This is a genomic window from Cupriavidus sp. FW305-F7 (assembly GCF_058782875.1).
Map to the genome: position 1 here is coordinate 17,768 of NZ_JBYSYC010000039.1, position 12,235 is coordinate 30,002.

Here is a 12,235-nt window from a genome sequence, read left to right on the forward strand (position 1 = left end):
CCGGTAATCAGGGAATCCGTCCGGATTCGAAAAGGTCAGCTTGTCCGCCGCCGCGCCTAGTTCATGGTGGCCGTCGCCAGCTTGGCGCCGAAACCGATGAACATCGCCCCCACCCCGCTCGACATGCCGGCCGACAGGCGCCGGCGGCGCCGGAATGCGTCGGCCAGCTTCGCGCCCACGAAGATGATCGTGGTCAGGTAGGCGAAGCTGCAGATCTGGCAGACCAGCCCCAGCACGCCGAACGACAGCACCGGGTAAGCGAAAGCCGGATCGACGAACTGGATGAAGAACGAGATGAAGAACAGGATCGCCTTCGGGTTCAGCAGGCTGATCAGGAGCGCCTTGCGGAACGGATCGGACTGGTCGGCCGTGCCCGCCGGCACGGTCGCGGCCGCGGCCGCATCGCCGCGCGCGGCCCAGTTGCGCACCGCGCCGCGCAGCATGTTGAAGCCGATCCACGCCAGGTAGGCCGCGCCGATGTACTTCACCACGTAGAACAACGCCGGGCTGGCCTTGAGCAGCGAGGCCACGCCCGCTGCCGACAGCACCATCAGCACGAAGTCACCCAGGAACACCCCGCATGCGCCCTTGTAGCCGGCACGCACGCCGCGCTGCGCCGCCACCGACAGCACATACATCGAGTTCGGCCCGGGCAGCAGCACGATAAAAATCGTGCCCAGCACATAGGTCCAGAAATCGGTGATGCCGAAGGCGGTATGTATGAAGGCGTTCATGGGATGTCCCTGAGGTCTGCGCTGTTCTTCTTGCCCGCTTACTTGCGCGCGTCCGTCATCAGCTTGATGAAGCGGTCGAACAGGTAAGCCACGTCGTTCGGGCCGGGCGAGGCTTCCGGGTGACCCTGGAAGCAGAAGGCCGGCTTGTCGGTCAGCGTGAAACCCTGCAGCGAACCGTCGAACAGCGACTTGTGCGTCACGCGCACGTTCGACGGCAGCGTGTCCGCGTCCACCGCGAAACCGTGGTTCTGCGACGTGATCACCACGCGGCCGTCGTCCAGGTCCTTGACCGGGTGGTTGGCGCCATGGTGGCCGAACTTCATCTTCAGGGTCTTGGCGCCGACCGCCAGGGCCATGATCTGGTGGCCCAGGCAGATGCCGAAGGTCGGGATGCCGCGCTCGATGAACTCGCGCGTGGCGGCGATGGCGTAGTCGCACGGCTCGGGGTCGCCGGGGCCGTTGGACAGGAACACGCCGTCCGGATTCAGCGCCAGCGCGTCGGCGGCACTCGCCTGCGCGGGCAGCACCGTCACCTTGCAGCCGCGCTCGGCCAGCATGCGCAGGATGTTGTACTTGACGCCGTAGTCATAGGCGACCACGTGGAACTGCGGCTTGTCCTGCTTGCCGTAGCCTTCGCCCAGCTTCCACTCGGTCTGGGTCCACTCGTACGGCTCCTTGACCGAAACCACCTTGGCCAGGTCCATGCCGGCCAGGCCGGGGAACGAGCGGGCCAGGTCGATGGCCTTCTGGACATTGTCTTCGCCGGCCAGGATGCAGCCGTTCTGGGCACCCTTTTCGCGCAGGATACGCGTCAGCTTGCGCGTATCGATGCCGGCGATGGCCACCACCTTTTCCTGCTTCAGGTAGTGGGCAAGGGTGTGCTCCTTGCGGAAGTTCGAGGCCAGGATCGGCAGATCCTTGATGATCAGGCCGGCGGCATGGACTTTCGTGGCTTCGACATCCTCAGGATTGACCCCGTAGTTACCGATATGCGGATACGTCAGCGTGACGATCTGCCGCGAGTAACTCGGGTCGGTGAGGATTTCCTGGTAACCGGTGATGGCGGTGTTGAACACCACTTCACCGATGGTATGGCCGGAAGCGCCAATGGAATAGCCACGAAAGACCGTGCCGTCTGCTAGCGCGAGAATGGCGGACGGAAAAGACGGTAACACGGGTAGGCTCCTGCTGGACTCACCCCGTGACCGACCAATCGACGCCTCGTGCCTCCCAGGCTGGATCCGTGACGGCGGCAGCGGCATTGCGCCGATGCGGTCGGATCCGGTCGCGACCTGCTTCTTGCGTCACATTGAATGCGGACAGCAAAGGCGGCGCGGATGGGGGCGGCGGAAGGTGGAAAGCGGTAGGCGCTAGGGTGAAGGGTTCTGAAAGCGAAACTTTCGAATTATATCCCGCGCCACCCATTTTCTCAAGTTTTCAAGGACTTGCACGCGGCAGCGGGCGGCGCCACCACGCCGCCGGCCGCCGTCCCGGCCTGTGCCTGCTACGTTACGCCTGCGGCGGCACGACCGCCGTGACCTCGATTTCCACCTTGGCGCGCGGCTCCACCAGGTCCGCGACCTCGACCGCCGTCATCGCCGGGAAGTGGCGGCCGATGATGGCCCGGTAGTGCTGGCCGATCGCCCCGTAGGCGCCGACATATTCCGCCTTGTCCTTCACATACCAGGTCATGCGCACGATATGCTCGGGCAGCGCGTCGCCGGCCGCCAGCACGGCAACCACGTTGCGCAGCGCCTGCGCCACCTGCAGGCCGAAGTCGTCGGTCTCGAATTCACATTTGCCGGTCCAGCCGATCTGGCCGCTGACAAAGAGGAGGCGGCTGCCGACCTGCATTTCGGTCATGGTGCCGTTGGCGTAGCCACGCGGGGGCGCCCAGTCGGGCGGCTGCAGGATGTTCATGATGCGTTTTCCTGTTGATATCTGTATGAGTGGATGGAATTCCGGGATTCAAGCCGTCGCGACCAGGTAGGACGACATGGCCTCGCGCACGGCATCGGGCAACGGCTGCGGAGCAATCGAGCCGGTATCGACGCAGACCAGCCGCTGCGTCACTTCCATGCGGGTATCGTCATGCGGGCCGGCGAAGCGGATCGCGAGGGTAAAGCTGGACTGACCCAGCTTCAGCACGCGCAGCTCCCGTGTCAGCACCTCGCCCAGCCGGCTCGGCGCCAGGAAGCGGCACTCCAGCTCGGCGGTCGGCACGCCCGCGTGGCCCTCGCCATGCATGGCATCGAAGGGCCAGCCCAACGCCTCGCTAAACCAGTCTTCGATCAGATCGTTGAGCATCTCGAAATAGCGCGGGTAGAACACGATGCCCGCGGCGTCGCAGTGCTTGAAGCGCACCAGGACGGTGCTGCGGAACACGGGGCTCATGGCTTCCCCGCCTGGTTAGTGCCGCCATTGCCACCGCCATTGCCCTGCTCCGCCATCTGCCGCAGCCGGAAGCGCTGCAGCTTGCCGGTCTCGGTGCGCGGCAGCGCCGGCACGAACACAATGCGGCGCGGATACTTGTAGGGTGCGATCTGGCGCTTCACGTAGTCCTGCAGCGCGGTGCGGGTAGCGTCGTCCGCCGCCACGCCCTCGCGCAGCACCACATAGGCCATCACCACCTGGCCGCGCCCGTCGTCGGGCGCACCGACCACACCGCATTCGGCCACTGCCTCGTGCTGCATGAGTGCGCTTTCCACCTCCGGCCCGGCGATGTTGTAGCCGGCCGAGATGATCATGTCGTCCGAACGCGCCTGGTAGAAGTAGTAGCCGTCCTCGTCGACGAAGAAGGTATCGCCCGGCAGGTTCCAGCCCGCCTTCACATAGTTGGACTGGCGCGGATCGTCCAGGTAGCGGCAGCCGGTCGGCCCCTGCACCGCCAGCTTGCCGACCTGTCCCGGCGGCAGGGGCTGCATGTTCTCGTCGACGATCTGCGCGACATAGCCCGGCACCACCCGCCCGATCGCGCCCGGCCTGACCTCGGCGCCGGCGCTGGAGATAAAGATATGCATCATCTCCGTGCCGCCGATGCCGTCGGTCATCTCGATGCCGGTGGCCGCCTTCCAGCTCTGGCGCGTGGCGTCCGGCAGGGCTTCGCCGGCCGACACGCTCTTCTTCAGGCTGGACAGGTCATAGCGCGGCGCCAGCGTTGCCATCTGCCGGTAGAAGGTGGGCGCGGTAAAGACGATGGTGGCGCGGAAATCCTGGATCAACCCGAGCAGCGTCTCTGGCGTCAGCTTCTCGGCCAGCACGGCGCTGGCGCCGATGCGCAGCGGGAAACACAGCATGCCGCCCAGCCCGAAGGTGAACGCGATCGGCGGCGTGCCGCAGAACACGTCGTCGGGCTGCGGGCACAGCACGTGGCGCGGGAACAGGTCGCACATGGCCAGCACGTCGCGATGGAAGTGCATGGTGCCCTTGGGCTGGCCGGTGGTGCCGCTGGTAAAGGCGATCAGGCAGACATCGTCGCTGGCGGTGTCGCAGGCCGCGAAGGCATCCGGCTTGCCCGCCAGCGCCGCCTCCAGCGAACCCTCGCCTTCACCGTTGAAGTACAGCGTGCGCGCCAGGCTCGGGCAGTGGAATTCGCCGCCCTCCTGCTGGTTGGCTTCGAGCTCCTCGCGCAGCCGCGCATCGCACAGCGCGGCGCCGACCTGGGCCTTGTCGATGATCTGCTTCAGCTCCTTGGCGCGCAGCAGCGGCATGGTCGGCACCGCGACCAGGCCAGCCTTGAGCGTGGCCAGCCAGCTGGCGGCCATCATCAGGTTGTTGGGTCCGCGCAGCAGCACGCGGCTGCCGGGCACCAGTTGCATGTCCTCGACCAGCACATGGGCGATGCGGTTCACCAGCGCCGCCAGCTGCGCATACGTGACCGTCTCTATCTGTCCGTCGCGGCGATGGCGGATGGCGATGCGCTCGCCGCGGCCTTCGCGCACGTGGCGGTCTAGCAGCTCCACCGCGGCATTCATCCGCTCCGGGTAGTCGGTATCGGCATTGAAGCGGAACACCGGCCACATTTCGGGCGGCGGCAGGCGGTCGCGCGCGAAGGTATCGAGGTGGGCTGTGGTCGCCATGGCTTGTCTCCTGTCTGCTCTGTATCGGTACGGCAGTTCGTGGGTAGCTCGCGGGCGCGTCAGGCTTTGCGCCCGGCCAGCGTCTCGCGTGCAATGATCAGCTTCTGCACTTCGGTGGCGCCTTCATAGATACGCAGCGAGCGGATCTCGCGGTACAGGCTTTCCACCCGCGTGCCGACCTTGACGCCCAGGCCGCCGAACATCTGCACCGCACGGTCGATCACCTGCTGCGCGTTCTCGGTCGCCACCATCTTGGCCATGGCCGCCTCGCGCGTGGTGCGCTGGCCCTTGACATCGCGCAGCCAGGCCGCGCGGTAGGTCAGCAGCGCCGCGGCATCGATCGCGGTGGCCATGTCGCCGATGGCGGCCTGGGTCAGCTGCAGGTCGGCCAGCACGCCGCCGAACATCGGACGCGCGCAGGCGCGCGCCAGTGCATCGTCCAGCGCGGCGCGGCCAAAGCCCAGCGCCGCCGCCGCAACCGAGGCACGGAAGATGTCGAGCGTCATCATCGCCACCTTGAAGCCCTGCCCCGCTTCGCCCAGCCGGTTGCCCACGGGCACGCGGCAGTTGTCGAAACGCAGCGTGGCGAGCGGGTGCGGCGCCATCACGTCGATGCGCTCGGCGATGGTCAGGCCTGGCGTATCCGCATCCACCACGAAGGCGGAGATGCCGCGCGCGCCCGGCGCCTCGCCGGTGCGCACGAACACGCAGTAGAAGTCGGCAATGCCGCCGTTGGAAATCCAGGTCTTGGCGCCGTCGATCACATAGTGGCTGCCGTCGTCCGACAGCCGTGCGCTGCACTGCATGGCGGCCACATCGGAACCGGCCTCCGGCTCGGACAGTGCAAACGCGGCAATCGCCTCGCCGCGGGCCACGCGCGGCAGGTAATGCGCGCGCAGCGCAGCGCTGCCGGCCAGCGAGATCGCGCCCGAGCCCAGCCCCTGCATGGCAAAGGCAAAATCGGCCAGGCCGTCATGGCGCGCCAGGGTTTCGCGCAGCAGGCACAGCGAGCGTGAATCCAGCGCCGGCAGCGCGCCGCCGTGCGCGGCCGGCACGCAATAGCGCAGCCAGCCGGCCTCGCCCAGCTGGCGCACCAGCGCGCGGCAGGCGGCGTCGGTATCGCTGTGGTCGACATGGAGGTGTTGCGCGCACCAGGCGTCCAGTTCGCGCTCCAGTGTGCGGTGCGCGTCGTCGAACAGCGGCAGGTCGAGATAGGTCTTGTCGGACATGGCGCTTCAGTCCCCTTCGAACACCGGCTTGGTCTTGGCGACGAAGGCCTCGTAGGCGCGGCGGAAGTCGCGCGTCTGCATGCAGATGGCCTGGGCTTCGGCCTCGGCCTCGATGGCCTCGTCGAGCCCCATGTTCCATTCCTGGTGCAGCAGCTTCTTGGTCACGCCGTGGGCAAAGGTCGGGCCAGCGGCCAGTTGCGCGGCCAGCGCATGGGCCTGGGCCAGCACCGCTTCGGACGGATGCAGCGCATTGAAGAAGCCCCACTGCAGGCCCTCTTCCGCGCTCATCGAGCGGCCGGTGTAGAGCAGTTCGCTGGCACGCCCCTGCCCGATCACGCGCGGCAGCAGCGTGCACGCGCCCATGTCGGCGCCGGCCAGGCCGACGCGCGTGAACAGGAACGCGGTCTTGGCCTGCGCCGTGCCCAGGCGCATGTCGGAAGCCAGCGCCATCATCGCGCCGGCGCCGGCGCAGATGCCGTCGACCGCGCTGACTACCGGCTGCGGGCAGGCGCGCATGGCCTTGACCAGGTCGCCGGTCATGCGCGTGAAGTCGAGCAGCTCAGGCATGGTCATGCGCGTGAGAGGCCCGATGATCTCGTGCACGTCGCCGCCCGAGCAGTAGTTGCCGCCGGCGCCCGTCACCACCACCGCCTTGATGTCGCTGGCATAGCACAGGCCGCGGAACAGGTCGCGCAGCTCGGCATAGGAATCGAAAGTCAGCGGGTTCTTGCGCTCCGGCCGGTTCAGCGTCACGGTGCCGACCTTGCCGTCGCCGGACACCGACCACAGGAAGTGCTTCGGCTGGTAGCCGGCAAAGCTGCGCTTGTGGTGGCGCATGTCGAGTGCGATCTCTGTCATGGGTTTCTCTCGTTGTCTGTTGCAGTCGGTGAGGTTCAGCCCGCCATCACTTCGCCGCCGGCGACGGGGATCGCCTGGCCGGTGATCGCGGCCGCGGATGGCTGGCACAGCCAGGCCACCGCGTCGGCCACTTCCTCGGGCTGCACCAGCCGCCGTTGCGGATTGCGTGCGGCCAGCTCGGCGCGCGCCTGTTCCTCGGTACGGCCGGTCTTGCCGACGATATTGGCCACCGCGTCGCGCACGATGTCGGTTTCGGTATAGCCCGGGCAGACCGCATTGACGGTCACGCCCTTGGCCGCGGTTTCCAGCGCCAGCGCGCGCGTCAGGCCGATCACCCCATGCTTGGCCGCGCAATAGGCGCTGACATAGCCGTAGCCGATCAGGCCGGCCGTGCTCGCCACATTGACGATGCGGCCCCAGCCCGCATCGAGCATCGCCGGCAGCGCCGCCTGCGTGCACAGGAAGGTGCCGGTCAGGTTCACATCCAGCATGCGCTGCCACAGCCCGGCATCGGTCTTCAGGAACGGTGCGCTGTGCGCCTGGCCGGCATTGTTGACCAGCATCGACACCGGGCCGGCCTGCTCGGCGGCGGCGGCAAAGGCGCGCGCCACGCTGCCGGCATCGGCGATATCGGCCGTGACAAGGGAGACCACGGCGCCTGCGGGAGCAAGCTTACGCAGCGCTTGCACGGTCGCCTGCAACGCGCCGGCATCGCGGCCCAGCAGCGTCACGCTGGCGCCGTCGGCCAGCAGCCGGCGCGCGATGGCCGCGCCGATGCCGCGCCCGCCGCCGGTGACCAGTGCGTGGCGCCCTGACAGTGAACCCGTGCTGCGCGTCATCCCTGCTTCTCCTGCGCCGCGGCGCGTTCCAGGTTGGTTTCCAGTTGCCGCTTGCCGGCCTGGTACTGCTTGGGCCAGGCGATATCGCGATAGCCGATGCGCGCCGCTTCCTGCAGCGTCCAGGCCGGGTTGGCCAGGTGCGGCCGCGCGATCGCGCACAGGTCGGCACGGCCCGCGGCGATGATCGAGTCGACGTGGTCGGCCTCGAAGATCGCGCCCACGGCAATGGTGGCGATGCCGGCCTCGTTGCGGATGCGGTCGGCAAACGGGGTCTGGTACATGCGGCCGTAGACCGGCGCCTGGTCCGGGCTGACCTGGCCCGACGAGCAGTCGATCATGTCGGCGCCGGCGGCCTTGAAGGCGCGTGCGATCTCGATCGCGTCGTCGGGGGTGATGCCGCCTTCGACCCAGTCGTGCGCCGAGATGCGCACCGACATCGGCTTGTGTTCCGGCCACACCGCACGCACCGCGGCAAACACCTCGAGCGGGTAGCGCAGCCGCGCGGCCAGCGAACCGCCGTATTCATCTTCCCGCGTATTGGTCAGCGGCGAGATAAAGCTCGACAGCAGGTAGCCGTGCGCGCAGTGCAGCTCCAGCCAGTCGAAGCCGGCCTCGGCGGCGCGGCGCGCGCTGGCGACGAAGTCATCGCGCACACGCTCCATGTCTGCGCGCGTCATCTCGCGCGGGGTCTGCGACTCGCCCGGCAGGTAAGGCAGCGGCGAGGCCGAGATCACCGGCCAGTTGCCTTCCGGCAGCGGATGGTCCATTGCCTCCCAGCCGAGCTGCGTCGAGCCCTTGCGGCCCGAGTGGCCGATCTGCATGGCGATGCGGGCATCGCTGTTAGCATGCACGAAGTCGACGATGCGGCGCCAGGCGTCGCGCTGTGCGTCGTTCCACAAACCCGGGCATCCCGGCGTGATGCGCGCATCGGGCGACACGCAGGTCATCTCCGCCACCACCATGCCGGCGCCGCCCAGCGCGCGCGAACCCAGGTGGACCAGGTGGAAGTCGCCGGGCACGCCGTCGGTGCACGAATACATCGCCATCGGCGACACCACCACGCGGTTCTTCAGCGTGACGCCGCGCATGCGGAACGGCGTGAACATCGGCGGCAGCGGCAGGTGCTCGCGCAGTTGCAGGCTCTCCGGTTGCACGCCGGCCTGCCGCGCCAGCCAGTGCTCGAACTGCGCCACGTAGTCCGCATCGCGCACGCGCAGGTTCTCATGCGAGATGCGCTGCGAGCGCGTCAGCAGGGAATAGGCGAACTGCTCCGGCGGCAGGCTGCCCGCGTAGCGCTCGACGTTCTCGAACCATTCGGTCGAGTTGCGCGCCGCGTTCTGGATCTTCAGCACTTCCACGCCGCGCGTGGCTTCGTAGCGCGACAGTGCATCGGGCAGGCCGTCATGACCCCTGCCACGGATCTCTTCGGCGAGGTCAATGGCATCTTCCAACGCCAGCTTGGTGCCCGAACCGATCGAGAAATGCGCGGTGTGCGCGGCATCGCCCATCAGCACCACCGGCACGCGGCGGCCGTCGGGCAAGGTGTTCCAATGCACCCATTGGCGGCAGATCACGCGGGGGAAGCGGATCCAGATCGCCGAGCCGCGCAGGTGCGCCGCATTGGTGATCAGCTTGTTGCCGTCGAGGTAGCGCGCGAACAGGCGCTCGCAGTAGGCCACGCCCTCTTCCTGGCTCATCTGCTCGATGCCCGCCGCACGCCAGACTGACTCCGGGGCCTCGACAATAAAGGTCGAGGTGGTGTCGTCAAAGCGGTAGGCGTGCGCCTGGAACCAGCCGTGCTCGGTCTTCTCGAAGGCAAAGGTGAAGGCGTCGAACAGCTTGTGCGTGCCCATCCAGACAAAGCGGCACTGGCGCGTGTCGATGTCAGGCTGGAACGTGTCGGCGTAGCGGGTGCGGATGCGGCTGTTCAGGCCGTCCGAGGCGATCACCAGGTCGGCCTGGTATTGCATCGCCAGCGCCTGGTCGTCGGACACGTCGGTCTCGAACACCAGCTTCACGCCCAGCGCCTCGCAGCGCGCCTGCAGGATATTGAGCAGGCGCTTGCGGCCGATGCCGATAAAGCCATGGCCGCCGGAGCGGATGGTGCGCCCGCCGATATGGATGTCGATATCGTCCCAGTGGTTGAAGGCCGCGTTGATCTCGGCGGCGCTGACCGGGTCGGCTTCCTTCAGGTTGTCCATGGTGGCGTCAGAGAACACCACGCCCCAGCCGAAGGTGTCGTAGGGCCGGTTGCGCTCGACCACGATGACCTCGTTGGCCGGATCCTGCAGCTTCATCAGCAGGCCGAAGTACAGGCCCGCCGGGCCACCACCAATACAAAGCACTCGCATCTGTCGCCTCCTGCCGGCTGCGCCGGGCACCTTTGCCAGGATCACACCGCCATCTAGATGATGTCTAAATATTTTATGCTTCAAATATTAGACTGCATCACGGCCGATGGCAAGGGTGGGATGCGGAGTGCCCCGCAAGGCACCCACAGCGCCACGCCCTCAACCCGCCGTCTAGCCTTTCAGCGCTGCCTGCAACTGTTCCAGCGCACCCGGGTCCTCGATCGTGGTCAGGTCGCCCGGGTCGCGCCCTTCGGCCACTGCCTGCATGGCGCGCCGCAGCAACTTGCCGGAGCGGGTCTTGGGCAGCGCATTGACAAAGAATACGCGCGCCGGCCGCGCCACGGCACCCAGTTGCTGCTCCACCGTCTTCATCAACTCGCCTTCCAATGCCAGCCGCGCTTCGGCCGTGGCCGTGCGCGCCGGATCGCGGGCGATGCAGAATGCCATCGCCACCTGCCCCTTGAGCGCGTCCTGCACGCCCACCACCGCCACCTCGGCCACGGCGGAGTTGGACGACAGGCTTTCCTCGATCTCGCGGGTGCCCAGCCGGTGGCCGGCCACGTTGATCACGTCATCGGTGCGGCCCAGGATAAAGACGTAGCCGTCGGCGTCGCGCACGCCCCAGTCGAAGGTGGAATAGCACAGCCGGTTCGGCACCGCCTGCCAGTAAGTGCGCACGAAGCGGTCGTCATCGCCCCACACGGTGCTCATGCATCCGGGCGGCAACGGGCCATCGATGGCGACCACACCCTTCTGGTTAGGCGGGCATTCCGCGCCGGTGTTCTCGTCGACGATTTTCAGGTCATAGCCATAGGCCGGCACGCCGGGCGAGCCCAGCTTAGGCGGCAGCGCCTCGATGCCGCGCTGGATCGCGAGGATCGGCCAGCCGGATTCGGTCTGCCAGTAGTTGTCGACCACCGGCTTGCCCAGGCCGTCCTGGATCCAGCGCGCGGTGGGCTCGTCCAGCGGCTCGCCGGCCAGGAACAGCAGGCGCAGGCTGGACAGGTCGTAGCGGGTCAGCCAGGCCGGGTCCTGCTTCTTCAGCACGCGGATCGCGGTCGGCGCGCTGAACATCAGGTTGACCTTGTATTGCTCCACCAGCCGCCACAGGATGCCGCCGTCCGGGCGGATCGGCGTGCCTTCATACATCAGCGTGGCCATGCCGGCCAACAGCGGGCCATAGACGATATAGCTGTGCCCCACCACCCAGCCGATGTCCGATGCGGTGAACATGGTGTCGCCGGGCTTGCCGCAGAAGATGTACTCCATCGACGTGGCCAGCGCCACCGCGTAGCCGCCGGTATCGCGCTGCACGCCCTTGGGCTTGCCAGTGGTGCCGGAGGTGTAGAGCACGTACGACGGCTCGCTCGATTCCAGCCACACGCACGGCACCTGCACGCCGGCCACGCGCTCGCGCCAGGCGGCATAGTCCTCGTCGCGGCCCTCGGTACGGGGCATTTGCGCCAGTTGCCGGTCCACCAGCAGCACCTTCCCGGGCTGGTGCGACGAGAGTCGGATGGCCTCGTCCAGCAGCGGCTTGTAGGGCACCACCTTGCCGGCGCGCGAGCCGGCGTCGGCGCTGACCACCACGCGCGGCCGGGCATCCTCGATGCGCGCGGCCAGGCTGACCGAGGCAAAGCCGCCGAACACCACCGAATGGATCGCGCCGATGCGCGCGCACGCCAGCATGGCAAAGGCGGCTTCCGGGATCATCGGCATGTAGATCAGCACGCGGTCGCCCTTCTGCACGCCCAGGCCCTGCAGGGTCGCAGCCATGCGGCTGACCTCGTCGTGCAGCTCGGCGTAGGTATAGGTGCGGGCCTGGTCGGTCTCGGTCGAGACCCAGTGCAGCGCCGGCTGGCTGGCGCGGGCCGCCAGGTGGCGGTCGACCGCGTTGTGGCACAGGTTGGTGCGCCCGCCGACGAACCAGCGCGTAAAGGGCGCGCGGCTGTTGTCGAGCACCTGGACGAACGGGGTTTCCCAGTCGATGCGCGCCGCCTGTTCAGCCCAGAACCCCTCGGGGTCGGCCAGCGAACGGGCATGCACGGCATGGCTTGCCGTCATGTCTGTCTCCTCCGCGTCTGCGGTCATTGTGATGATGACCGTAGTTTGCCACCGGCGCGGGTGCGCGTGGACACAGATTCG

General features: G+C 67.6%; 10 protein-coding genes. All 10 read right to left on the bottom strand.

The genetic code is table 11. The features are described 5' to 3' along the window. Positions 1 to 56: 56 nt before the first annotated feature. The 10 genes from leuE to AC3WL8_RS29300 all read right to left on the bottom strand — a co-directional run bounded on the left by leuE (position 57) and on the right by AC3WL8_RS29300 (position 12,154). Entirely contained in the window at positions 57 to 734 is a 678-nt protein-coding gene (gene leuE, locus AC3WL8_RS29255; protein WP_013957292.1) for a leucine efflux protein LeuE, read from the bottom strand. Positions 735 to 772: 38 nt separating this feature from the next. After that, positions 773 to 1,909, bottom strand: coding sequence for a glutamine-hydrolyzing carbamoyl-phosphate synthase small subunit (carA, locus tag AC3WL8_RS29260; RefSeq protein WP_013957293.1), 1,137 nt, complete (start codon positions 1,907 to 1,909; stop codon positions 773 to 775). A gap of 334 nt (positions 1,910 to 2,243) precedes the next feature. Continuing rightward, a complete protein-coding gene (locus AC3WL8_RS29265; protein ID WP_013957294.1) occupies positions 2,244 to 2,654 on the bottom strand; it encodes a RidA family protein in 411 nt (136 codons plus the stop codon). A gap of 48 nt (positions 2,655 to 2,702) precedes the next feature. Continuing rightward, complete coding sequence (locus tag AC3WL8_RS29270) at positions 2,703 to 3,128, bottom strand: acyl-CoA thioesterase (RefSeq protein ID WP_013957295.1); 426 nt, start codon at positions 3,126 to 3,128, stop codon at positions 2,703 to 2,705. Continuing rightward, on the bottom strand, positions 3,125 to 4,813 hold the full coding sequence (locus AC3WL8_RS29275) for an AMP-binding protein (RefSeq protein ID WP_211979911.1): 1,689 nt from the start codon (positions 4,811 to 4,813) through the stop codon (positions 3,125 to 3,127). The genes AC3WL8_RS29270 and AC3WL8_RS29275 overlap by 4 nt, the downstream gene beginning before the upstream one ends. A 59-nt stretch (positions 4,814 to 4,872) precedes the next feature. After that, the gene (locus AC3WL8_RS29280; protein ID WP_013957297.1) at positions 4,873 to 6,042 is read right to left on the bottom strand and encodes an acyl-CoA dehydrogenase family protein; all 1,170 of its coding nucleotides are present in this window, start codon (positions 6,040 to 6,042) and stop codon (positions 4,873 to 4,875) included. A gap of 6 nt (positions 6,043 to 6,048) precedes the next feature. Next, complete coding sequence (locus AC3WL8_RS29285) at positions 6,049 to 6,900, bottom strand: enoyl-CoA hydratase family protein (protein WP_013957298.1); 852 nt, start codon at positions 6,898 to 6,900, stop codon at positions 6,049 to 6,051. 35 nt (positions 6,901 to 6,935) lie between these two features. Then, the gene (locus AC3WL8_RS29290) at positions 6,936 to 7,739 is read right to left on the bottom strand and encodes an SDR family NAD(P)-dependent oxidoreductase (RefSeq protein ID WP_013957299.1); all 804 of its coding nucleotides are present in this window, start codon (positions 7,737 to 7,739) and stop codon (positions 6,936 to 6,938) included. After that, positions 7,736 to 10,090 (bottom strand): bifunctional salicylyl-CoA 5-hydroxylase/oxidoreductase, encoded by a 2,355-nt coding sequence (locus AC3WL8_RS29295; RefSeq protein WP_153954719.1) that lies wholly within the window; start codon positions 10,088 to 10,090, stop codon positions 7,736 to 7,738. Before AC3WL8_RS29295 ends, AC3WL8_RS29290 begins: the two co-directional genes overlap by 4 nt. Before the next feature lie 171 nt (positions 10,091 to 10,261). Further along, complete coding sequence (locus AC3WL8_RS29300; RefSeq protein ID WP_041228002.1) at positions 10,262 to 12,154, bottom strand: propionate--CoA ligase; 1,893 nt, start codon at positions 12,152 to 12,154, stop codon at positions 10,262 to 10,264. Positions 12,155 to 12,235: the final 81 nt, after the last annotated feature.